At 36.1% G+C, this 25,752-nt stretch carries 19 protein-coding genes; 16 read left to right on the top strand and 3 right to left on the bottom strand.

Annotated features, from left to right (window positions below):
• Positions 1 to 31: 31 nt before the first annotated feature.
• Together P278_RS04235 and P278_RS04230 are read right to left on the bottom strand one after the other, a co-directional pair.
• Positions 32 to 1,438 (bottom strand): MATE family efflux transporter, encoded by a 1,407-nt coding sequence (locus P278_RS04235; protein ID WP_038262839.1) that lies wholly within the window; start codon positions 1,436 to 1,438, stop codon positions 32 to 34.
• A 235-nt stretch (positions 1,439 to 1,673) separates the two neighbouring features.
• Complete coding sequence (locus P278_RS04230; RefSeq protein WP_235444246.1) at positions 1,674 to 2,588, bottom strand: DUF5777 family beta-barrel protein; 915 nt, start codon at positions 2,586 to 2,588, stop codon at positions 1,674 to 1,676.
• Positions 2,589 to 2,700: 112 nt separating this feature from the next.
• Between P278_RS04230 and P278_RS04225 the strand changes: the two genes are divergently transcribed.
• The 10 genes from P278_RS04225 to P278_RS04180 all read left to right on the top strand — a co-directional run bounded on the left by P278_RS04225 (position 2,701) and on the right by P278_RS04180 (position 16,525).
• The gene (locus P278_RS04225) at positions 2,701 to 3,075 is read left to right on the top strand and encodes a hypothetical protein (protein ID WP_038262834.1); all 375 of its coding nucleotides are present in this window, start codon (positions 2,701 to 2,703) and stop codon (positions 3,073 to 3,075) included.
• On the top strand, positions 3,075 to 3,626 hold the full coding sequence (locus tag P278_RS04220) for a YceI family protein (RefSeq protein ID WP_038262832.1): 552 nt from the start codon (positions 3,075 to 3,077) through the stop codon (positions 3,624 to 3,626). Before P278_RS04225 ends, P278_RS04220 begins: the two co-directional genes overlap by 1 nt.
• A gap of 160 nt (positions 3,627 to 3,786) precedes the next feature.
• Positions 3,787 to 4,953, top strand: a complete 1,167-nt coding sequence (locus tag P278_RS04215; protein ID WP_038262830.1) for an MFS transporter — start codon at positions 3,787 to 3,789, stop codon at positions 4,951 to 4,953.
• A 3-nt stretch (positions 4,954 to 4,956) separates the two neighbouring features.
• On the top strand, positions 4,957 to 6,153 hold the full coding sequence (locus P278_RS04210) for an MFS transporter (RefSeq protein WP_038262827.1): 1,197 nt from the start codon (positions 4,957 to 4,959) through the stop codon (positions 6,151 to 6,153).
• Positions 6,154 to 6,279: 126 nt separating this feature from the next.
• On the top strand, positions 6,280 to 8,217 hold the full coding sequence (locus tag P278_RS04205; protein ID WP_038262921.1) for a tetratricopeptide repeat protein: 1,938 nt from the start codon (positions 6,280 to 6,282) through the stop codon (positions 8,215 to 8,217).
• 330 nt (positions 8,218 to 8,547) lie between these two features.
• On the top strand, positions 8,548 to 9,522 hold the full coding sequence (locus P278_RS04200; protein WP_038262823.1) for a FecR family protein: 975 nt from the start codon (positions 8,548 to 8,550) through the stop codon (positions 9,520 to 9,522).
• Between the two features lie 91 nt (positions 9,523 to 9,613).
• On the top strand, positions 9,614 to 13,120 hold the full coding sequence (locus tag P278_RS04195) for a SusC/RagA family TonB-linked outer membrane protein (protein WP_038262820.1): 3,507 nt from the start codon (positions 9,614 to 9,616) through the stop codon (positions 13,118 to 13,120).
• A gap of 10 nt (positions 13,121 to 13,130) precedes the next feature.
• Positions 13,131 to 14,906 (top strand): RagB/SusD family nutrient uptake outer membrane protein, encoded by a 1,776-nt coding sequence (locus P278_RS04190; protein ID WP_235444245.1) that lies wholly within the window; start codon positions 13,131 to 13,133, stop codon positions 14,904 to 14,906.
• Between the two features lie 113 nt (positions 14,907 to 15,019).
• Positions 15,020 to 15,793, top strand: a complete 774-nt coding sequence (locus P278_RS04185; protein ID WP_161808338.1) for an endonuclease/exonuclease/phosphatase family protein — start codon at positions 15,020 to 15,022, stop codon at positions 15,791 to 15,793.
• 138 nt (positions 15,794 to 15,931) lie between these two features.
• A complete protein-coding gene (locus tag P278_RS04180) occupies positions 15,932 to 16,525 on the top strand; it encodes an RNA polymerase sigma factor (RefSeq protein ID WP_082436083.1) in 594 nt (197 codons plus the stop codon).
• Positions 16,526 to 16,620: 95 nt separating this feature from the next.
• Here P278_RS04180 and ccsA read toward each other — a convergent pair whose 3' ends face one another.
• Positions 16,621 to 19,839, bottom strand: a complete 3,219-nt coding sequence (ccsA, locus tag P278_RS04175) for a cytochrome c biogenesis protein (RefSeq protein ID WP_038262816.1) — start codon at positions 19,837 to 19,839, stop codon at positions 16,621 to 16,623.
• 218 nt (positions 19,840 to 20,057) lie between these two features.
• Here ccsA and P278_RS04170 point away from each other — a divergent pair, with 218 nt between their 5' ends.
• The 6 genes from P278_RS04170 (at position 20,058) to P278_RS04145 (ending at position 25,692) form a co-directional block, all read left to right on the top strand.
• Positions 20,058 to 20,447 (top strand): hypothetical protein, encoded by a 390-nt coding sequence (locus P278_RS04170; protein WP_038262815.1) that lies wholly within the window; start codon positions 20,058 to 20,060, stop codon positions 20,445 to 20,447.
• Positions 20,448 to 20,645: 198 nt separating this feature from the next.
• Positions 20,646 to 21,413 (top strand): Rossmann-like and DUF2520 domain-containing protein, encoded by a 768-nt coding sequence (locus P278_RS04165; protein ID WP_038262813.1) that lies wholly within the window; start codon positions 20,646 to 20,648, stop codon positions 21,411 to 21,413.
• Positions 21,394 to 21,930: a KdsC family phosphatase gene (locus P278_RS04160; protein WP_038262811.1), complete on the top strand. Its 537-nt coding sequence runs from the start codon at positions 21,394 to 21,396 to the stop codon at positions 21,928 to 21,930. The genes P278_RS04165 and P278_RS04160 overlap by 20 nt, the downstream gene beginning before the upstream one ends.
• A 14-nt stretch (positions 21,931 to 21,944) precedes the next feature.
• Positions 21,945 to 22,532: a Maf-like protein gene (locus P278_RS04155; protein ID WP_038262807.1), complete on the top strand. Its 588-nt coding sequence runs from the start codon at positions 21,945 to 21,947 to the stop codon at positions 22,530 to 22,532.
• Positions 22,533 to 22,537: 5 nt separating this feature from the next.
• A complete protein-coding gene (locus P278_RS04150) occupies positions 22,538 to 23,074 on the top strand; it encodes a mechanosensitive ion channel domain-containing protein (protein WP_038262804.1) in 537 nt (178 codons plus the stop codon).
• Positions 23,075 to 23,148: 74 nt separating this feature from the next.
• Entirely contained in the window at positions 23,149 to 25,692 is a 2,544-nt protein-coding gene (locus tag P278_RS04145) for a PIG-L family deacetylase (RefSeq protein WP_038262801.1), read from the top strand.
• The last annotated feature ends 60 nt before the right edge of the window (positions 25,693 to 25,752 follow it).

Here is a 25,752-nt window from a genome sequence, read left to right as displayed (position 1 = left end):
TAACTGCGCTTAACCGACTCATTTATCAGTATTATACTTTCACTAATTTCCACTTACCCTTCTTAAACCAATAGATCGCTACCAGCGCGATCAGTGATTCTGCAAGCATTATTCCCCAAAATACTCCTATTGGACCCCACTCCATGGTAAGCGCAGCAAAATATGCAAAAGGCAACTGGAACATCCAAAAGCAAAAGAAATTTATAATCGTTGGTGTTTTGGTATCTCCTGCTCCATTAAAAGCATTTGTTAAGGTCATCCCATAGGCATATAACACATAACCTGCTGCTACGATCTGTAAACTCATGGCTCCATACTTAACTACCTCGGGCACCTCACTAAACCAGCCTATAATCGATCGGGCAAAAAAGAGATATAATACAGAAACAATAATCATGAAGTAGGCATTATACTTACTGGTTTTCCATACTGAAATTTCTGCCCTTTCGGGTTGATTTGCTCCCAGGTTCTGACCAACCAGGGTTGCAGCAGCATTACTCATTCCCCATGAAGGCATTAGGGTAAACATCATGATTCGAATAGAAATGGTATATCCGGCCAGGACCTCACTACCAAATTCACTCATGATTCGCATTAAAAATATCCAACTCGAGGTACCGATCAGGAACTGCCCTATTCCTCCGAGAGAGACCTTTATTAAACGGAGCATAATCTGCGTACGTATAACCAGATCTTTAAATGCCAGCTTTATACGTGTAGCTCCATAAAATAATACGAAGAGCTGAAAAACTACAGCTGTTCCTCGTCCTATAGTAGTTGCTATGGCAGCACCTGCCACTCCATATTCGGGTATTGGACCAAGTCCGAAAATGAAAATAGGATCGAGAATAATATTTAATCCATTAGACAATACCAGAGCCCACATGGCCATGGAGGCATTTCCAGCACCCCGGAAAATAGCATTGATAAGAAATAATAAGACTATTGTTATATTACCTCCAAATAGAATTTGAGTATACCTATACCCCTCCTCTACAAGATCGGATTCTCCACCCATGAGTGATAAGATCTCTTTAGGAAATACAATTCCGATGGTACTAACTACGATAGCTACGAGAACACCGAGAATGATAACCTGCACAGCAGCCTGATTCGCTCCAACATGGTCTTTCTCACCTATCCTTCGGGCTACTATAGCCGTAGCAGCCATACTGAGTCCGACTGCAACTGCATAGACCAGGGTGATTACCGATTCTGTAAGTCCGACCGTTGCCACAGCATTGGTACTTACCTGGGAGACATATGCTATATCGACCAAAGCGAAAACAGATTCCATACACATTTCAAGTATCATGGGTATGGACAGCATAAATATAGCTTTTCGGATACTTCCTTTAGTGAAATCCATTTCCTTACCGGAGATGGCATCTTTTAATAGCTTTAAAAAGGAAACTAAACTAAACTTGTTTGATGTCATTAGATTGAGCGATTGATAAATTAAAAATAATAAATTTTTAACGTTGGTCTGGGAGTTATTGTGCCAATAAAAGGGTATAAAAAGAAAATCTTAACCCATTTCTGGCAACCTTTAGCATTGAAAATCCATCAACACTATTAACCTATTATTATCACTCTGGAAATCATAATGAAACAAAGGTGCTGCTTTTTTTAAAAAAAACAACACCTTTGACAAAAAAAATTAAATGAGCCTTTTAAAAGGTTCGTGTTAAATTAAATCCGAAGAAAAAATCACCATCCCCCCAATCTCCTGAGGCATGGGATAAAAACCCACGTTCCATCATTCCTTCAGCATTGGTAAAGTGCATTTGAAAAACATGCCCTCCAGTTTCAAGATCAACTCCTATTGACAATGGATTATGAAAAGGAGAAGAAGGGGTTCTGTTCGTATGGATTCCGTAATCCATATTAATACTCCAACGATTGGCTATTTTATATCTTCCGCCCATTCCCATAATAAATTGGTTTTCATGTTGTACCAAGGGCGACGGGTATGCCTCATACAGGTATGAAGGTGCTAACTCTAAAGACAAGCGATCGTTAAATTTTCGGGAAATCAAAATTTGCTGAACGTAAGACAACTTATCCCCAAATGAAATAGCAGGGTCTAAATCTTCATCATAAGACGTATTAATTCCTCCAACTGAGTATCCGCTAACAGTTACAGGGAAACCATCTTCCCTCTGAGTTAACAACCTGTACTTAAACTGAATATCATAAACTTTTTGAAATGAACTTCTCGAAATTCCTATGTTAAATATATCCGATATACCATAAATAAACTGTATTCTGGTTACCGCATTATCAAGTCCGAAAAAATCATCTATGCCATTCTTAACACTGCCGAATCTATGGGAGACTACAAAACGAAACTCTTTGGCTGCTGCCAACTTAGTTGATTCAAAATTTACAATCTTGAGCGATTTAAATGCTGCCTCAGCATCATTTAAAGTGTCTGTTTTATCTATTTCTTTCCAAATATCATCTTGCGCACTAAGTGTTTGAAAGGATAATGCCAAAACACAAAAAATTGAAAGTGTTAAGTGAAGTTGATTTATTCCTCCTTTCAATAAGAAAATTAACGGGTTCTTTGGTTGGGGTCTACACATATTTTTGAGATTTAAAAACCAAATCTAATAAACTTCCGTATATGAACACAAACACTGTTTAACATTTTTTTAATATTTTTATACAACAAATTAATTAATTAACCCCTGAACTATGAAAAAATTAACTTTTTTATCAAAAACTACCACTTTATTACTTTTTAGTATTTGCCTAACAAGTTGTTCCAGTACCGATGATTCTGCTATGGAAAACATCCCTGATGAAATTGATGGCACCAGCATTACCTATGAAAATACCATTAAAGGCATTATGACCAGCGAATGCACATCGTGTCATGGCAGCACAACTAGTCAAGGTGCTCCTATGTCATTGGTAACTTATGCACAGGTAGTTGATGCGGTAGATAACAGAAATCTTGTTGGCCGTATTGAAAGTAATACCAACCCAATGCCACAGGGTGGAAAAATGTCCCAAACTAAAATTGATCAGATCAAGGCTTGGGTCGCTAACGGAACCCCAGAAAAATAATGAAAACAAGGCAACTAAAATACAGGCTTTTAATAACGGTACTATTTGTGTCTATGACTACTATGGCCCAAAGCACCTACAAAACCACTAAAGGTATTATCACCTTTAATGCTTCAACTCCTTTGGAAAACATTAATCCGACCAATTCAAAAGTAAATGGAATTTTAAAAGATGATGGTGCCTTTGGAGTTGTAATGCTCATTAAAGAATTTGAGTTTTCAAATAAGCTAATGCAAGAGCATTTTAATGAAAACTATATGGAATCTGAAAAATACCCAAAGGCGTATTTTAGTGGTAAAATTAAAAACCTAAACTTAGAGGAACTGGATAAAAATCCAAAGGAATATCAGGTTGAAGGAAAAATAACGATTCACAACGTTACAAGACCACTTTCGGCTGTTATAAAGTTAAGTCGGGAGCAAGGAGGTATTAAAGCCTCTTCAGCCTTTACCCTCCTAACCAAAGATTTCGACATCAAAATCCCTAAGATCGTATTTACAAAAATTGCAGAAGAAGTAGCGGTTCAAATAAACTTGTTACTGGAAGAATAATTGTCGAAGAAGATATTTCAAATTCACAATATTCCTGTGGTATATTTTGAAATTATAAAAAAAGGAAAGCATTTTTTAGGCTTTCCTTTTTTATTTTAAAGGATATTGATTCACCCGATCTTTTTATTAACCTTTGTGTTTAATACTGAAAAAAAAGAGCATGAACTCGAATTTAAAGAAAAGGGTTGCCGTTAGCGCTGTATTTTTTTTAAGCGGACTTTGTTTTGCCAGCTGGGCAAGTAGGATTCCGGATATTAAAAATACCCTTGGACTCAATGAAGGGCAATTGGGAGGTGTATTATTAGGGCTTCCTGCCGGATCTTTGGTTGCTCTTCCTTTGGCTGGCTGGATGGTACATCGTTACGGAAGCAAAAAGGTCGTAATTCTTTCTGCAATATTATATGCCCTTTTCCTTCCGTTACTTGGTCTTGCCAATGCAGTAATTGAATTGATCGGGGCTGTAATTCTCTTCGGTCTAGTTGGGAACTTAACAAATATAGCGGTTAACACTCAGGCCGTAGGTGTAGAATTTCACTATGGAAAAACAATCATGGCTTCCTTTCATGGCTTATGGAGCCTGGCCGGATTTGTAGGAGGTGCAGTTGGAGCAGCAATGATCGATCTTAAAGTCACGCCATTTTATCATTTTTCTATAGTTGGGGCATTATGTTTACTTATTATCTTAATCGCATACCGGAATATGTTATCAGAAGATATTAATAAATCGTCTGAGCAAGGATTGGTTTTTAAAAAACCTGATAAACTTTTATTAAGAATAGGTATTATAGCTTTTTGTGGAATGATGTGTGAAGGATGTATGTTTGACTGGAGTGGTGTTTATTTTGATAAAATTGTTAATGTGGATGCAAGTCTTACCACCCTGGGATATATTGCTTTTATGAGCACTATGGCTTCCGGAAGATTTGTAGCCGATTATTTCACTCAACGTTTTGGAGCTGTTGCTTTATTACAATTTAGTGGGATTTTAATATTCTCTGGTTTATTAATATCGGTATTGTTTCCATCTTTAATATATGCCACAATTGGATTTTTATTAGTAGGTGCCGGTACCTCTTCTGTAATTCCTTTATCTTTTTCAATCGCTGGGAGATCCAAAACCTATAGTCCGGGAATTGCTTTAGCCATGGTATCTACTATTGCCTATTTTGGATTTTTATTTGGCCCTCCTATTATTGGATTTATTGCCGAAGAATTTAATTTGAGATTCTCTTTCTCACTCATCGCTGTAGTAGGTGCGTTAATTGCTGTTTTAAGCTGGACAGGAAAGCCTATTTTAAAACCAGCTTCAAATACTACTAAAATGTAGGTTGTGAAAGATTTTTATCATTTTTTAAAACAAAACACTCGTAATGTAAGCTTTGGATGGGTTATGACTTTTTTATCCAGTTTTGGGCAAACATTTCTAATATCGCTGTATGTACCGGAAATCATTAAGTCCTTTTCACTATCTGAAGGATCCTTTGGGGGTATTTATGCCCTGTGCACCATGACCTCCTCTGTTATAATGCTTACGGTAGGGCATACCATTGATCATAAGCCTGTAAAAAAGGTAACTGCGCTTACCATCACCGGTGCGGCTGTTTCTTGTTTTATTCTTGGCGTTTCACAAAACCATATCCCCCTTCTTTTTCTGGCTTTAATAGGATTGCGACTTACAGGTCAAGGATTAATGACACATATAAGCATGACCGTAATGTCTCGATACTATACTGCCGACCGAGGTAAGGCTTTAAGTGTCTCGGCATTAGGTTTTTCTGTGGGAGAAGCTATTTTCCCCATCATAATCTCCACGCTCATCTTATGGTATGATTACGAAATAGCAGCCCTTGTATCCGGTGGTATCCTATTGTTGTACCTAATAAGACTGAAATTTATAAAACTCTCACATTTTGATGTGACCTTAGATGACCACAAGCCTTCAACCCTGTCATTGATCAAAGATTATAAGAATCTTATTGGAGAAAAGAAGTTCTTGATTATGATGCCGGCAAGCATATCTGTTGCCTTTGTTTCAACCTCCATTTTTTTCTATCAATATGTCTTTGTTGAACACAAAGGCTGGTCAGTATCATTATATGCTTCATTTTTCACCGCTTATGCCATTACCCGTTTTGCCATGTCAATACTTGGTGGTTATTGGGTAGATAAATTTACGGCCCGTAAAATGTTCCGTATCTACTTATTGCCTATGACCCTCGGTATGCTTCCTTTAGCCTTTATGAATAGTATTTTAGGAGCACTTATATTTTTAATTTTAGCCGGATGCTCGGTGGGTATGTCTGGTGCTGTTACCACTGCCGTTATTGCTGAGATCTATGGTGTTAGAAAAATTGGCGCCATTAGAAGTTTATTTACCATGTTTATGGTATTAAGTACTGCTCTGGGACCATTTTTAGTGGGACTTATGATTGATGCTAAGGTCGAATTTTCCCGGATTATACTAAGCATGTTCGCCATCATGTTATTTTCACTTATCAATGTACAACGTATCAAAAAGGTTCCTTAACACCTTAAAATCATAGGATTTTCCCCCTTTTTAACGATCTTTGCTTGTCTTTTTAAAAATATATTATGATTTTTAGATAATCAAACAGACAAAGTGCTTTTAATCAACATTGTAACTTATTCCAGATTGCAAACAAAACAGCTATCATCTAAAAGAATTCTTATTGCATTTATTGCAATCATTTATTCTTTTTCTTTAACTGCACAGGAAAGAACTTTTGAAGAGGATCTTAATTATGTTTTGAATAAAAAGTTTACTTCGGCGGATTCCCTTGCTAAATATGTAATGAAGTATAGAAGGGACACTTTAAAAATGCAAACCTTATTAAAGGAATCGAATCAAAAAAAATATTTTGAGGGAGCATCATTCGCCAATAATGTCTTAGGAATTTACTTTAGAGATAAATCGAAATATGAAAAAGCAATTGACTATCACAAGACAAGTCTGAACATTGCAAAAAACATTGGTAATGATGAGCTTACAACCTCTGCATTGAATATGCTTGGGGTTGTTTACAGAAGAATGGATCAGGTTCGTATGGCATTAGATCGACATCAAATGGCCTTGAGCATAGCGGAAAATAGTGATGTTAAAAGTGAACACATAACCAAGTCAATTACCATCTCCTACAACAGCATCGGTAATATCTACCTAACATTAAAACAATATGAAAGTGCTGAAGAATATTTCAGGAAAGCTTTATCCCTGGAAGAATTTATTCATAGCAAGTTAGGCTTAGCTATTAATTACCATAATATTGGATACACCTATGAAGCACGAGAAGTTTTTGACCAGGCTCTAACCTACTACAAAAAATCACTAGCCTATAACAACGAGATCGATTCAGATTTAGGAAGGGTTATTTGCAACAACAGTATTGCACAGGTCTATCTCAAACAAGGGAGTTTTCAAAAAGCGCTGGAACTTATAAGGACTACCCTAACAACATCTGTGGAAATCGGAGATCCCTATTATATAGCTATGGCCAACATAAGTACTGGTTGGGCGAATCAGGAGCTGGGTTATTATAGCAGGGCCTTGCACCACCTAAATAAGGGATTGAAAATTGCCAAAGAAAATAAATTACAATCTTTTGAAGCAGAGGCCTATAAACATCTTTCCAATTTGTATGCTGCTCAAAACAACTATAAAGAAGCACTTGGGTACAATCGATTATATCAGGAAAAAGAGGAACAATTTCTCAATGAGAGCAATCAACGCTATATGTTCGATTTGCTTACCAAATATGATGTAGAGAAAAAGAAAGCGCAAATTGAACTTCTTGAAAAAGAAAACGAAATTGTAAATATTCAACTAGAGCAACGGAACAAGATTTTTATGTTTATTTTCATGTTCTCGTTGTTGACCATTGCATTTTTGGTTATTCTATTCCGCCAAAAAAAGCTGGCTGGTGAAAAACGTTTTTTAAGTTTGGAACAGAAGCTTTTACGACTTCAGATGAATCCACATTTTATTTTTAACTCCCTGCTCTCTATAAAGCTTTATATGCTTAATAATGATAAAAAAAGTGCAGTTGCCTATCTCGATCAGTTTTCTAAATTGATCCGCACCATTTTATCAACATCAATGGAAAAGGAAATTTCCCTGGCTGATGAGTTAAAAACAATGCAATTATATGTAAATATCGAGAATATTCGCTTGTGTAATGAAATTGACTATAAGGTATCCATAGATGAGAGTCTGGATCTCGATAGTATCAAAATTCCTTCATTAACTCTCCAGCCTTTTATCGAAAATGCTTTATGGCATGGATTGTCTGCCAAAGATGGCTATAAGTCTTTAAACCTTACGGTTCGAAAGGATTCTAATGATTATGTAGAAATTAGCATCCTCGATAATGGAATCGGGCGCGAACGTACCATGAAGATTGAAACTGAGAAAAAGAAGAACAATACAAAGTCTATTGGCATTGCCCTAACAAGGGAACGACTGGCTAACTTTTCTAAAAATTTTGCCAATATGCACAGCCTGAATATCATTGATTTATATAACAATAATAACCCTTCAGGTACACAGGTTATTTTAAAGATACCGGTGCGTTAGGAAAATCCATTCTATATTCTTCCATACTGCCATACACCTTAACTTCTATTAATCGATTAATTAGGTAATAGTTTTTTTCCATATAAACATTTCTGATTAAATAAGTGCCCCGCTAATTGTAAAACTTACACTTTATTACTTAAGTCAGCCTTCCAATATTTCTCTAAATTCTTTTCATGTTCAAAAGTAAATCCAAGCTTTCTTTTTTGTGACTTTTAAGTTAACACATAACCACAAAGTCAAGAAAAGGTTAAAAGCTAATTAAACAATCTAATTGAACTAGGTAGTTTAAGCGTTTGATGTGACTTATTGCATGAAACACCGAAATATATGTCATTAAAAAAAGAATACTTTTTACACCTGCTTAAAAAATATAATGATGGGTCCTGTTCATACGATGAAAAAGTAATCATTGAATCATATTTTGATAAATGTCAAGATCATAACATTCTTCTTAATGATTCAGAAGTCTTTATTAAGAAAAAAATCTACAAAGGCATCAAAAAGGAAATTTCCAGGAAGAGACTTCGTACATCTCTTTTACTCCCCATGAATATTTTAAAATATACAGCAAGTCTTTTATTCCTTCTAAGTTTAGGGTATTTCATAAACGAAAACCAAGAGCTCAAAACTCATATAGTATACACGAAGTTAGGTGAGAAAAAAGAGGTCTCATTACCTGACGGCACATTGGTATTTCTAAACTCAGGAAGCCAACTTTCTTATCGAAGTAATTATAATCAAACAGAAAGGAATGTTAAACTACAAGGGGAAGCCTATTTTGATGTTCATAGAGATATAAACAAACCTTTCACGGTAGAGACGAATGAATTTACAACCAAGGTTCTTGGTACTTCTTTTAACATAAAAACTCCAGATAAAAATAACAACGCTACAATTGTAAGTGTCACCTCGGGAAAGGTTAATGTGTACAACCTTAAGCACAGAATTGATGAAAAACTAATTAAAAATGATCAATTATTATATGATCATTCGAGGCAACAATTAGAAGTAAATCATCAACATGACTCAAAATTAGATGCGGCTTGGAAAGAAAATATAATTGCTTTAAACGGAAACAATCTGGAAGCTACAGCTCATGTATTAGAGAAATGGTTTGACATCAATATCATCATATCCGATCCGGCTCTAAAGGAAATAAAAGTAAATGGTAAATACATTAACCCAAGTTTGGAAGAGGTTTTAGAGAGTTTAAAATTTTCAACTGGAATCACTTATTCCTTTTCAGACGAAAAAACAATTTATTTAAAAAAAGACACCATGAACAAAATTAGAAGTGAATAATAAAAAGAAAGCCTTTCCTGCTCCAACAAGAAAGGCTCATGAACATCTAAAAAGTCAGTGAAAAACTTAATAGAATACATTTTTAAAAATAATGAAAACAAAAATACAAAAAATACAAATCAGGAATTTAAACCCTATATTCTTGATCATATTTCTTTTTCTGATACCAATCTCAATTCCTGCCTACGCATATCACAGTGCTGAGAATGGGATTTCCATCTCCATAGAAGAAAAACATTTATGCGACATTTTAAGTACTATTGAGAGTCAATCAGAAGTAACTTTCATTTACAATGAAAAAATAAAAAAACTAGCTAAACGTAAAACCCTCAATTATCAAAATGAAAAACTCGATGTAATTCTCGAAGATCTTAGTAAAATTTTTCAAATAGAATTCAAGCGAATTAATAATACAATTGCCGTAAACATTAAAAAAGCGTCTGAAAATGACGTAGTCGTTAACGGAACCATTACCGATAAAGATGGTATTCCTCTGATGGGAGTTAATGTAATGATAAAGGGAACTTCTAATGGGGTTACAACAGATTTTGATGGTAATTTTAAATTAGCAGCGCCTGCAGGAAGCGTCCTTGAAATTACGTATATCGGGATGAAAACGATATCAGTTAATGTTTCAGCCAGGGATAACACATTTAATTTAATTATGGAAGCTGAACAAGAAATGTTGGATGAAGTTGTGGTAATAGGTTACGGTGAAAAAAGTAAAGAAACACTGATCGACGCGGTTAATAAAATAGATCCCAAATCGATTGAAGAAAGGCCATTATCAAATGCTGCAAATGCACTTCAAGGAGTTAGCCCCGGTTTAAACATAACACAATCAAGCGGAAAACCGGGAACCTCTCCACGAATAAACATTAGAGGATTTACATCTATAAATGGTGGATCGCCACTCATAATCGTAGATGGTGTTGAAGGGGATATTAATAAACTAAACCCTAACGATATTGCTTCCATAAGTGTCTTGAAAGATGCCGGAGCCTCTGCAATCTATGGTGCACGTGGAGCTTTTGGAGTTGTATTAGTAACGACCAAAAAAGCTAAAAAGGGTAATCTTACAGTCAATGTAGGAAATACGACAGCGTTTAGCTCCCCTACCATTAACACTAATTTCGTGACGGACCCATACAGGGCCGTAACACTTGTTGATGAAGCATTTAGAACTGCAGTTGGGAGGTCGTATACTGGATATTCTGAGCAAGATTATCAAGCTTTACTCGAGGTCTCTAAAAACCCTTCAAAGGCCAGAGTTATAAAAGACATTCGCAATGGTAAAGAACAGTATATTCATTATGGAGCTACTGATTGGTGGGATTCTTTCTTCAGAAAATCTTATCCCTCTTATATAACCGATGTATCTGTATCTGGAGGGTCTGAAAAGGTAAAAGGTTATTTTTCTTACCGAAACTATCAAGCTACTGGAATATTAAAAGTTCAGGACGATATATTCAAACAATACAACCTCAGAGGTAAAATTGATATGGAAGTTAATGATTGGCTTAGCTTTACTAATAACATGCAGTTTAACAACACTGATGATGTAGAGCATGGTGGTAGTCAATATGGATATCGGAGTATTTGGGGAAGTCTAATTTGGGTACATGCTTTGCCTTCTTATGTCCCAGTAAATCCGGATGGTTCATCTCTATGGAGAACAGAATTGAATAACTATACTGTAGGTGATGGTGTTTACGCTTCTCTTTTACACGGTAAATCTAAACAAGTTACTGATCAATCAGAATTTTCAAATATTGTTTCTGCTCATATTAAACCTATGAACGGCTTGGAAATAACGACCAGCTATGCTATTAGAAAAGTTAACTTTAATCGTTTTCAAAGATCAACACGAATTCCATATTCCATTTTTGTGAACAACCTGGCTACATTTGGTAATGACAAGATTACCGAGTACAACAATCAATCGAGTTATAATGCTTTTAATATATACGGAGAATACAAAAAGCAATTGGGAAATCATTCATTGAGTGGTATGGCCGGATTTAACCAAGAATCCTATTTTATAAAAAGTATTCAAGCCAGTAAACAAAATAGTATCTCAGATGATCTTAATTCACTTGGATTAGCAACTTCGAACCCGGAAACCATGGGAAGTGCTTCTGAATGGGCACTCCAAGGGGTCTTTTATCGATTATCATACGACTACAAGAAAAAATATTTAGTTGAAGTGAATGGTAGATATGATGGATCTTCCAGATTTCCGGAAGCTCATAGATGGGGATTCTTTCCTTCTGTTTCAACAGGATGGATTGTAAGTAGAGAAAACTTCTTTAAAAATATAAATACCCTAAGCTTATTGAAATTGAGAGCATCTTATGGATCACTCGGAAATCAAAACGTCGGAAACTATGCATATATACCTACCCTGAACAAAGGTATAAACTCAAGCTATGCCATGGATGGTGCATCCTTAGGTTACATAGAATCTCCAAGCCTTAACCCTAACCAAATTACCTGGGAGAAGGTAAAAACAAAAAATCTTGGTATTGACCTGGGCTTTTTTAACAATGCTCTGACCACAAGTCTGGATCTGTTTCAAAGGGATACAGAAGGCATGTTAACTGCGGGAGCTACTCTGCCAAGTGTTTTAGGGACTCCTTCTCCTCAAGAAAATGCAGCTGATCTCCGCACTAAAGGCTTTGAACTTTCTTTAGGATATACGAACAATTTCATGTTAGGAAATGCACCATTCGAATTTTCAGTAACCGGTTCATTATCCGACTCCAAAACAGAAATAACCAGGTTCGACAATCCAAAAAACAGCCTGCTAGATTTTTATGAAGGCATGACGATTGGTGAATTATGGGGGTATCACATTGACGGTTTATTTCAGTCAGAAGATGAAATTCAAGGGCATGCAGATCAAACGCGTGTTTCGAACCGTATTATGGCCGCTGGAGGATTACAGCCAGGAGATGTGAAATATATTGACCTTAATGGCGATGGCGTAATTAATGAGGGGGAAAATACTCTAGACAACCCTGGTGATCGTAGTATAATTGGAAATACGGCTCCTCATTATTTATACAGCTTTAAAGTAAGTGGATCCTGGAAAGGTTTCGATCTTTCAGCTTTCTTCCAAGGAGTGGGCAAACAAGATTGGTACCCACATAGAGACTCCAGAGCATTTTGGGCTATGTATAACAGACCTTATGATTCTTTTATAAGAAAAGATTTAGCAAACAATATTTGGACACCAGAAAATACAGATGCGTATTTCCCTCGTCTTTTCGGATATATTGCATTATCAGATAACGATGCCCTTGGAGCTGTTAACAATAGATACCTTCAAGATATATCCTATCTAAGGTTAAAAAACTTAAGTCTGGGATATACCCTTTCGGATCAAGTAATGGAAAAACTACCGATATCAAAATTAAGGATCTACTTTAGCGGTGAAAACCTATTTACTTTTACAAAATTAACGGATTATATAGACCCGGAAGCTGCGAGTAATTCCGTTAATCTTAATAGCCCATCAACTTCGACGAACAGAAGTACCGCTCAAACAGTTCCTTTCTCTAAGATATATTCAATAGGGATGTCACTTCAATTCTAATCATAATACCATGAAATACAAAACAGATAATATGAATTATATGAAAATTAATAATTGTTGGTCAATACTTATGGTCTTTTTTGGGCTTATTAGTATTGGATGTAGCGATGAGTATTTGAATAAAGAACCACTATCTGATGTTACTGCTGAAAACTTTTTTCTAAAGGCTAGTGATCTAGAATTATATACTAATGGATTTTACAGAATGTTTCCGGAAAGTTCCATTTACAGTGGTGATGCTAAGGCGGACAATATAATAACCACAACCTTAAGTGATGAAATGAGAGGTACACGACTAATTCCAACCACAGGTGGAGGATGGAATTGGGAATACCTGAGAGACATTAATTTTTTTCTGGAAAACTACCAAAAATGCGATGATGAAAATGCTAAAAAGCATTATGGAGGTATAGCCCGTTTCTTTAGAGCTTACTTCTATTTCGATAAAATAAAACGCTTTGGAGATGTTCCTTGGTACGATTATACAATCGATCCGTCAGACGTTGAGAGTTTACAAAAACCCAGAGATAATAGACAATTTGTGATGGATCGAATTTTAGAAGATCTTGATTATGCAATAGAAAATCTAAATGAGGAGGTTCAGGCTTATCGAATTACCAAATACAGTGCTTTAGCCCTTAAATCGAGAATAAGTCTATACGAGGGTACATTTGAAAAGTATAGGGGAATTACTGGTTATGAAAAATATTTACAATCATGCATAGATGCTTCTGAAGAATTAATGAATAACGCTCCCTATGGCGTTTATACTACAGGTAATCATTCAAGTGACTATATGAACTTATTCAATTCCCTTGAAACAGAAACTAGTGAAGTTATCTTAAGCAGACAGTTTACACAGAGTTTAGCCATTGACCACAATGTAAATTATTACACCACAACCTCATCGTACGGAAGACCTGGTATGCCTAAAGACATGGTTAATAGTTACTTAATGAAAGATGGTTCGAGGTTCACTGATAAAGCTAACTTCAACCAACTTTCCTTTATCGAAGAGGTTTCTGACAGAGATCCTCGCTTATCACAGACAATAAGAACACCGGGGTATCGTAGAAAGGGCGAATCCTTAAACATTGCACCTAATTTAGGTGCAACAATGACAGGTTATCAATTAACCAAATTTGTTACTGAACCTATGTATGATACCTACGATGAATCCGTAAACGATTTACCAATCTTACGGTTCGGTGAAGTTGTTTTAAATTTTGCTGAAGCCAAGGCTGAGCTTGGGACTATTACTCAAAGTGACCTTGATAATTCAATACAGATGCTTAGAAACAGAGTTGGGATGCCACCCTTAATATTAGCTGAGGCAAATTCAATTCCTGACCCATATCTTGAAAATCAATACCCTAATGTTAATGGAACCAACAAAGGATTAATCCTAGAAATAAGGAGAGAACGACGCATTGAACTTTATATGGAAAATCATAGATGGGATGATATCGTAAGGTGGAAGTCTGGTCAGACTATAACCCAACCATTACGTGGATTGTACTTTCCGGGGACAGGGTCATACGATCTCGATAATGATGGTCAGATAGATGTTGTTTTATATGAAGGAGATACTCCTGGAAACCAAACTGCGGGTATACAATATATTAAATTGGGAGCAGATATATTTCTGGACGAAAACAATTTAGTAGACCCTCAACCTGACTTCAATAATCGAACCTTTGATGAAAACAGAGATTACCTATATCCTATTCCAAGGGTTGAACTTCAATTAAATCCAAGTCTAACACAAAATCCTGGATGGGAATAAAAACTAAAACGATCATGACAAAATTCGTCACAAAATCAGTCATACTACTAACGTTTGTAGGTAGTATACTTGCTACAAAAACACAAGCACAAGAGAAAAATTTATTAAAAATTATGTCCACAAATATACGATATGCCAGTCCGAATGACGGTATCAATATTTGGGATCATCGTAAAGACTGGCTCTGTAACAGTATTAATTTTATGGACATTGACGTATTGGGAGCTCAAGAGGTTATTGATCGACAGTTGAACGATATGAGTAATCGTTTACCGAAATATAAATTTGTTGGAATTGGAAGGAATGGAGGTAAAGAAGGTGAATATTGCCCAATTTTTTATAAGAAAGAAAAATATATACTTTTAGAAAGCAATACATTCTGGTTATCAAAAACACCAGAAAAAGTTAATTCCAAAGGATGGGATGCAGCCTTACCCCGAATTGTTACTTATGTTAAACTAAGGGACAAACAGTCCGGAAGCGTCTTTTATTTTTTTAATACGCATTTTGATCATAAAGGTAAAATGGCCAGATTAAAAAGTGCTGAGCTATTAACTAAAAAAGCTAGACAAATAGCGGGCAAGCATCCTTACTTCATTACTGGGGACTTTAACCTTACTCCTTCCTCTCAACCTTATAAAATACTTACAACATCAAACACTGATGGATATTTCTATGACACTTATATGAATACCGATCAGCTATATGGACCTGATTATACATTTAACGGATTCAAAATTGAGCCTGATAGTAACAAAGAGCGCATAGATTATATTTTTTATCGAGGTAATATTACGATTTTAAAACATCATGTACTTGATGGTCAAAGAGGTTCGAAATTTATTTCAGACCACTTTCCTATTATCGTTAATGCCGTCATTAACTAATAACTTCACTCCCCTGCATTTAAATGCAGGGGAGTATTAACATTAAACTAATCATTTTCATAACGCAAGGATAAAGCATAGATAGCTTTTCATTAAAAGCATGAGTATAAATTTATACTCTAGATAATTATTAAGTCCATGGGTCAGTCTTACGAGGATACACTTTTAGTTAATTTACTACAACAACAAAGTCCCAAAGCTCTGAAGTATTTTTATGAGAAATATTGGAAAAGAATGTTTGTTTATGCCCATAAAATAATTGATAATCAACAGACATGTGAAGATATTGTGCAAGAAATTTTTATCAGTCTTTGGAAAAAAGCCCCTGAAACAGACATCAGAAACATCGAGGCTTATTTATTTCAAGCCTTACGTTATAAAATTTCAAATGCAATTAGAAATTCAAAATATATTGAACTTCGAGATGACATCCTGGAAGATTTACCTACGTCCAACAATATTAAAGATCATGTGTATTATTTAGATCTTGAAAACCAAGTCTTAAAAACTATGGAATCCTTACCCCAAAAATGTCGAAATGTGTTCTATTTAAGCAGAATTAAAAATTATAATAACCAAGAAATAGCACAACAACTAAATATATCAGTTAGAACGGTAGAAAACCATACTAATAAAGCACTTAAACATTTTAAATTCCATCTTCAGGAATATTCAATCTACGGCGGGATTATCCTATTAGTTTACTATATACTTCAACCCTCATTTTTATAAATAAAGATAAAACACCTTTAGCAACAGGTATTTCCTTATTATATCTACCATAAAAAAAGCCGCTAAAAAGCGGCTTTTATATCTTTATAATCTATTTATTTCTTCACCTTAACGCCATTCCCATTTTTATAGTACTTCTTACCTTTCCAGTAGCTAATAGCACCTATCACAGCTACCACAGCCACACTATAGTAAACAAAGTTAGGGGTAATCACTTTATCTCCACTTGCATAACTATGGAGTCCTGATAAATAGAAGTTCACTCCAAAGTATGTCATCATGATACTTGCATAAGCTACAACACTTGCAAAATTAAAGGCCCAACGTCCTCTTAATCCAGGTACTAATCGCATATGAATCACGAATGCATAGACCATAATACTTATAAGTGCCCAGGTTTCTTTAGGATCCCATCCCCAGTATCTACCCCAGCTTTCGTTAGCCCACTGACCACCCAGGAAGTTTCCAATAGTGAGCATCACTAAACCAACCGTAAGCGCAAGTTCATTGATAATTGTTATTTCTTGTAAGGCCAACTGCATCTTTTTCTTGTTCTTGTTACTGGTAAAAATTATAAGTAACAAAGCAACCAACCCTAATATCATTCCTAAAGTAAAAGGACCATAACTACCTACTATAACAGCAACATGAATCATTAGCCAATAACTGTTCAGTACAGGTTGAAGATTTGCAATAGATGGATCAAGCCAATTCATGTGAGCACCCCACAGAATTATTGCGGTAACAAAAGCAGTGGCAGCAACCGTCATATCACTTTTTCGTGCAAATAACAATCCCATGCCCATGGTTGCCCATCCTACATAAATAACACTTTCATAGGCATCACTCCAGGGAGCATGACCACTTATATACCATCTAAAAGCCAGGCCTGCTGTTTGCAATACAAACAGGGCAAACAACACATACTTTCCTCCGGTAATGAACTTTTGAGTCCATTTGGCATCTTTAAAAATCTGTGTGATAATCAAAACAAACATCAACAATCCTACTAATAAATAGTACATCATCAATTTCTGAAAGATATTGATCTTGTTATAGAGAATTTCCGCTTTGATTTTATTTTCAGATGGTAAAACCTCTCCTCCGTAATTTTTTTGATTTTGCTTAAAAGCCTCGAGCATTTTATCTGCTTCAGCATAATCGCCAGTAGTTTGAGCCTGACGTAACATCATCAAGTAATATGGTATCGAGTTATTAATGAAATTAGCATAAAGGGAATCCTGTACCTCGAATTGACCTGTATTGAATTCAGTTCTCGAGATCCATTTATTATTTTCATTATCAGTCAACGGGAATATTTTTAAAATCTCCCCACTTAAGGCCCTGTTTAATAAACCAAGTTTCAAATCAAATTCTTTAAAAGCTTTTTGAAACTGGTTTGGTGTATTTGTAGCATAGGCCTCCTGTAAATAAGGAGCTAACTTATAAGTCCCTTTCTGATCAAAAAAATCTGTGGCTCTCACAAATTCCTGTTCAGAAGGCACCCCAATGATCTGACGTATACTATCATTCTTTTTGGTTACGTAAATAAAATCTACATGATACCACAGCGACGGGTTCTTCATCATGGATAGCATCACCTGATCCTGATCCATACCTTTAAAAGTATTACTCTTGTGCAACTTTCTGAACATCTCAGCAGCAAAAGTATTGATAGGCTTCATCCGGCCTCCATCATCCTGAATCACCAAACGACCAAACTTATCAGCATGTTCTTTGGATACAATACTTGAATTCAGCACCGAATCTACCTGTGCACTTGATGGTGTTAAATTATGTGCATGCTGGTCTTCGGCGGTCGTATGCACATGTTCTTCTGTATGTTGATGAGATTCCTGAGCAAACCCATTAAGCATGAACATAAATGCTAACATTCCCGTTAGTGCTGCTTTTTTGCTTTTGACCTTCTCCAGTTTTTTTCCGAGTTCTCTGAAGCGGGTTTTACCGAAAAACATGATTCCCATTAATCCTGCATATAACAAGAAATAGCCAATATAGGTTATCCAGGTTCCCCAATAGTCATGATTCACAGAGAAAACCGAACCTTTTTCATCAGGATCAAAATTTGCCTGGAAAAATCTATAACCTTTGTGATCCAATACATGGTTCATATATATATGGTAATCGAATGGACGTTCATCCTGAACCGTTACCTTACTTTCAAATGATGCATATCCTTTTTCGGTACCTGGGTATTTTTGAGCAATAAAATCGTTTAATTTAATACTGAACGGTAATTGATGACGTATTGAGCCATATGACAAATGAAAATCGAGTCCACCCAATTGTATTGTTTTAGGATCATTAATAAACCCTCTTCCACCTAACAATTTCACTTGTTTGGTTTCATTACCAACGGTTACATCTACAATGACTGCATCTTGCATATTTTCATGCTTCTCTTTGGCCTCTACAACCCCATAATGCCCTTTAACCGGAGGTTCTGGAAAAACGAACTGCATACCTGCAGTAGAATAGAGCGATCTCATTTGAAGTGTTTGTAAGCTATCTTTTACCAGTTTTCCCTGGGCCTGATCTGCCATACGCATATACTCTCCTTCAAAAGGCGATTTAATAGTACTTAAGGTATCAGTAATATTTATGTTAATAGCGCCATCTGTAGGTTTGTTGAATGCAAAAAGAACATTATGTATACTTGAGATCTCTCCCTCTTTCAAGTAGTGATCATGCCGCTCACCTCCACCGGCTTCAACAATCTTTAAATAAGTATCGCCATTTTCATCTTCGATCAAACCTTCTTCAGCTCCCTTAATAAAACCAGCATAAGATATTTTAAAAGGCTGCCCGTTGAAATCCGATCTCCAAGGTAAACTTGATTTTTCCGCTTCTGGAGTTAGTAACACCTCTTCTTGCAGCATTTTTCTTCGCATTTCTCCATTCATTTCACCATCTACCATGGCTGACAAATAGGTTTTGTGCGTTAAAATATAATCAACCGACTGACCTTCCCTTACTGGCATCATCCCCTCAAAACTAATATAGCGGGTAACAAATGCTCCTGAAATGATTAATATAAAAGACAAATGAAGTAATAAAACCGGCCATTGTTCCCATTTAAGAAGTTTGTACTTCTTAATATTTCCGATAAAATTTATTACAAAAAGTACCATAATGACTTCAAACCACCAAGCATTATAAATCCAGATGCGGGCAGTATCTGTACTATACCAACTCTCGATAAATGTTCCGAATGCCATCGCTACGGCAAAAACAAAAAATAAAACAGCCATTAATCGTGTAGAGAAGAGTGTTTTTTTAAGAAGGTCTACCATTGAAGTAAAAATAAGTTTCTGATTCGAATTTCAGTGTGCAAAAATAGGGTATATATATGGATTCTCATAGATATTAACAATACTTAAAGAATCATTTCTTCCTAAGTGACAAAAGATTAAAATGTAAAGTTCTGTAAGGTTTTTTGTATCTTTAATACTAAAGCTGTAACTACCTCCTTTTCTTTAGAACCTATAATCAACATTTAAAAACTTTAAAAATGGACAGGAAGTCTTTTATTCAAAAATCATTGGCGGCAATGTTTATTGCATTACCGGCCTATGCCTATCTGAGCTGTTCCTCCGGCTCTGATGATAGTGGAAGCCCTTCCCCAAATCCTGACCCTACGCCTGACCCATCAGCCAATTGTCTTCAAAATGGCACCAATTCATCCATCGGTGGAAATCATGGACATACTTTAACCGTGTCTAAAGAAGATGTTGAAGCTGGTACGGAGAAAACCTATAACATTGAAGGTAGTGCCGATCATAATCACACGGTAATCATCACGGCATCAAACTTTAGTTCGTTAAAAGGCAATGATTCTATAACAGTTACATCTTCTAGCGATGATGCCCATACACACTCTATTACAGTATCTTGTGCGTAAAATTTAATTTGGCTCCCTATCGCTATGGAAGCTGTTAGTTCGAGCGCAGTCGAGAATTATTTTTAATATCGTATGAATACGTTTCGACCGCGCTCGTATTAATAATTAATTTTCTTAAACTCATGCATGAAGTTCCTTTCAGATTCTTTATTATTTATACCTATACATAAAATAAATTAGTATGCTTAATTTAGCAGCATGACAACAGTTGCACTCATTGGGGCTGGCAATTTAGCCACGCACCTGTATAAAGCATTTCGCAATACGGAAGACATCGAGGTTGTTCAGGTTTACAGCCGGAGTGAATTAGGGTCGGTTTCAGATGACATGAACAACCGATGTATCCACGATTTACAGAGGTTGACTACAGCCGATATTTACATTATTGCTGTTTCAGATGATGCTATTGCCGAGGTTTCTAAGCAATTCCCCTTTACAGACCGCCTGGTTGTACACACTTCAGGCAGCATGCCCATGGAGGTTATTGAAAGAACAAACAAAGCAGGAGTTTTTTACCCTCTTCAGAGTTTTTCAAAAGAAAAGGAAGTAGACTTTCAACAAATTCCATTGTGTATAGAAGCTGAAAATGAAGGAGATCTGAAGGTTTTAGAAAAACTTGGACGTGCTATATCACCCAAAGTGTTTCATATCAACTCTGCACAACGAAAGGTAATTCACCTGTCTGCCGTATTTGTCAATAATTTCACCAATCACCTTTATCATATTGGAAGTGAGATTTGTAAAGAAAATAATATCCCATTTGAAATTTTACATCCGCTTATTGAAGAAACGGCGAAAAAGATTCAGACAATGAATCCAAAAGAAGCGCAAACTGGTCCTGCAAGAAGATCTGATCAAAAAACCATAAATTCGCAACTTCAACAATTATCAAATAAATCTCAAAAAGAAATATACGAGTTAATGACTCGTTCTATAATAGCATTGTATGGAAGAGAAAAGTTATAAAGAGTATCTGGAGCATATTACTACTTTTATTTTTGATGTAGACGGTGTTTTAACAGATGGCACCGTATTAATTATGACCGATGGACAAATGTTACGAAAAATGACTACCCGTGATGGGTATGCCCTGAAAACAGCTGTTCAAAAAGGTTATAATGTTTGTATCATTTCAGGAGGTAGCAACGAAGGAGTTCGTAAACGTCTGCAAGGTCTTGGAGTAACAGACATTTATCTGGGAACTCACCATAAAACTGAACAAATGGATGAATACATGGACATCTATGGAATCAAAGCTGAAAATGTCATGTATATGGGAGATGATATTCCTGATTTGGAGGTGATGAAATTGGTTGGGCTTCCTTGTTGTCCTAATGATGCAGCTTCTGAAATTAAAGAAATTTCAAAATACATCTCTCACAAAAAAGGAGGTAAAGGCTGTGTAAGAGATATTATTGAACAAGTTTTAAAAGTTCAGGGCAAATGGAACGGTGAGGATGAAAAAGATGCTCAATATGATTAATTAATAAATTTTCTATGCTAAACGACCTCTTAAAAAACCATCACCTGATTCTAGCTTCCGGCTCACCAAGGCGTCATAAATTTTTTAAAGATTTAGGACTTGATTTTGAAATTCGATTAAAACCTGTCGAAGAGATTTGCCCGGAGAGGCTTCGTTATAGCGATATTCCTGATTTTTTAGCGCAACTTAAAGCCCTGCCTTTAAAAGACACTCTTAAAGAACGGGATATATTAATCACCTCAGATACTATTGTCTGGCATCAAGGTAAGGCTTTAGGAAAGCCCGGGACTGAAAAAGAAGCCTTCGAAATGCTCCGTTCACTATCGGGTGAAGTTCACGAGGTGATAACCTCTATCTGTTTTACAACACCGCAATTGCAAAAAACGGTTAACGCCATCACGAAGGTTTATTTTAATGAACTTACTGACGAAGAAATAGACTATTATATAAAAAACTATCAGCCTTTTGATAAAGCCGGAGCTTATGGAATACAAGAGTGGATCGGTCTCGTAGGAATAAAAAAAATCGAGGGTTCTTATTTTAATGTCGTAGGTTTACCTGTACATTTGTTGTATAAAACTTTAAAAACCATCGTCGAATAACTCATATGGACGTATTCTTAACTTCTTATCGTGAAGAAATTTTACAAACACTGATTACCATCGTAATTTTAGTGATTGTGCGTTTTATATTTCATAAAGCAGCGAAAAAGGTTGGTGAGCTTAGTGACTTTAACACCGCACGAACTACTCTGATAATTAAATACATCAATGTTTCCCTGTCTATAATGCTCGCGGCTATCTTGAGTTTGATATGGGGGGTTAACTTTAATGACCTTGGTCTTATTCTATCTTCCGTTTTTGCGGTAATTGGTGTTGCCCTTTTTGCACAATGGTCGATTCTAAGTAATATAACTGCGGGGGTCATTCTGTTTTTTTCATTTCCGTATAAAATTGGAGATCGTATTAAAATACTTAATAAAGATTTTCCAACTGAGGGAATTATAGAAGACATCAAAGCATTCCATATGCACTTGCGTACTGATGAAGGGGAACTTATTACCTATCCCAACAACCTTTTTCTTCAAATTGGCGTTACGAAAATTGAAAAAGACAGCCAGGATGATGCTATTGACAGCATTTAGTTAAAGAATTTCTAAAACAATAGGTTTAGGTATCATAATTCCTATATTTGGAAGAGTTACACAAACCAAATTTTATGCGAAAAACTATACTTTTTCTTTTTGCTGGTCTATTATTTACATCCAATTTAATTGCTCAACAACCAAAAAAATATAACGCCACAGAAATTTTTGAAGCCATTCAAAAACTTAACTTTTTAGGTTCCGCCCTGTATATTGCAGCTCATCCTGATGACGAAAACACACGACTGATATCTTATTTATCAAACGATTTAAAAGCTCGTACCGCTTACCTTTCCTTAACCCGTGGAGATGGTGGGCAAAATCTCATTGGCCCAGAGTTAAGAGAACTCCTTGGCGTACTTCGGTCTGAAGAGTTATTGGCCGCAAGAAGAATTGATGGTGGTGAACAGTTTTTTTCGCGTGCGAATGATTTTGGCTACTCAAAACACCCGGATGAAACCCTGGCCATTTGGAATAAAGAGGCGGTTTTATCAGATGTGGTTTGGACGATACGTAATTTCAGACCCGATATTATTATCAACCGATTTGATCATCGATCACCCGGTACCACCCATGGCCATCATACCTCCTCAGCAATGTTAAGTTTTGAAGCTTTTGACTTAGCAGCGAACCCGGATAAATTTTCAGATCAACTTAACTATACCGCTACCTGGCAACCCAAGCGTTTGTTTTTTAACACCTCATGGTGGTTTTATGGAAGTCAGGAAAACTTTGAAAAGGCAGATAAAACCAATTTATTAGAATTTGAAATTGGTAATTATTACCCACTACGCGGAGTTTCTAATAATGAAATAGCCGCCTTAAGTAGAAGTCAACACCGCTCTCAAGGTTTTGGCAGTATGGGTTCAAGAGGAAGTCAAACCGAATACCTGGAATTCCTCAAAGGCGATATGCCTAAAGACAAAACCAATTTATTTGAGGGTATTAATACCACTTGGAGCAGGGTTAAAAATGGTGAAGCTATTGGGAAAATATTAGGTAAGATTGAGGAGAACTTTAATTTTAAAGATCCATCCTCTCATCTACCCCATCTTTTAAATGCCTATGGACTTATCAATAAAATTGAAGATGACTACTGGAGAGCTCTTAAATTAAAAGAGATCAAACAAATCATTACCGCTTGTGCAGGACTATACCTGGAAGCGGTTGCAAATGATGTTTCTGCCAACCCGGGAGATCAAATCACCCTTTCAATCGAAGCCATAAACAGAAGTGATTCCGCTATAATTTTAAAAAGTATCAGCACCAGTCTGAACAATTCCCAACAAGGGCTTAACACCCCGCTCAACAACAATGAGAAAGAAGACATCGAATTGGAAGTTGTCTTACCTGATACCTTATCGTATACAGCTCCTTATTGGCTTACAAAAAAAGCTGAGTTAGGCATGTATATGGTAAAAGACCAAAACTTAATAGGGAAGCCTGAAACACCAAGAGCCCTATCCGTAACCTTTAATTTAGTATTTGATAATTCTATTACCCTCCCAATTGTAAAAGATGTTATTTATAAATATTCTGATCCTGCCAAGGGAGAAGTTTATCAACCATTTGAAATTTTACCCCCTGTAGCCGCAGCATTTGAAAACAAAGTCAATATCTTTTCAGATGCACAACCGAAAGACATTTCCTTAAAGGTGAGAGCAGTTAAGGATAATATTACAGGTATAATTTCTCTAGACCTGCCGGAAGGATGGGAAGTACATCCGGCAGTTATTAATTTCAATATCAAGAATAAAGGTGAAGAAAAAGCAGTAACCTTTAATGTTACTCCGCCTTCAAATGAAAATGTCGCAACCATTAAACCTCTCGTGCGGATTAATGGAGATGCTTATTCAGGAGCTTTAACCGAGATTGCTTATGATCATATCCCTACGCAGACCGTTCTCATGCCATCGGAGGCGAAGGTAGTTCGTCTAAACATTGAAAAAGCCGGGGAAAATATTGGGTACATTGTTGGTGCAGGTGATGCTGTGCCTGAAAGCTTACAGCAAATTGGTTATAATGTAATGACTATTGCACCGGAAGACATAAATGCTGAAAATTTAAAACGATTTGATGCTGTAGTGGTTGGAATCAGAGCCTATAATATCGTGGATGAATTAAAATTCAAACAGTCATTTTTATTGGAGTATGTTAAGCAAGGAGGTACTGTTATTGTTCAATACAATACCACCTGGAGGAGCGGTGACTTTCCTGTTAAAAACCTAGCTCCTTACGAACTAAAACTTTCGCGAGACAGGGTAACTGACGAAAATTCAGAGGTAAACATTATAGCAAAAAACCATTCTTTAATAAATTTCCCTAATAAAATTACCCAAAATGACTTCAATGGATGGGTACAGGAAAGAGGATTGTATTTTCCTAATCAATGGGGAGCAGAATTTTCTCCAATTTTATCTATGAACGACAAAGGTGAATCTGCTAAAAAAGGAAGTTTGTTAGTCGCTCCTTACGGAAAAGGTTATTATATTTATACGGGACTTAGCTTCTTTAGAGAGCTGCCGGCAGGTGTTCCTGGTGCATACAAATTATTCACCAATATGTTATCAATTGGTAAGGAACAGCTTAAAACAGACGATAAAAAAATTAAAGGTTAATAGATGCTAGATAAATTTGAATGGAAAAAATGGTACACCTTAGTATTGGTTGCCAACGCT

Source organism: Zhouia amylolytica AD3 (genome assembly GCF_000511935.2).
Classification (GTDB): Bacteria; Bacteroidota; Bacteroidia; order Flavobacteriales; family Flavobacteriaceae; genus Zhouia; species Zhouia amylolytica.
The sequence above is the reverse complement of the archived record's forward strand: the minus strand, read 5'-3'. Positions and strand labels throughout refer to the sequence as shown.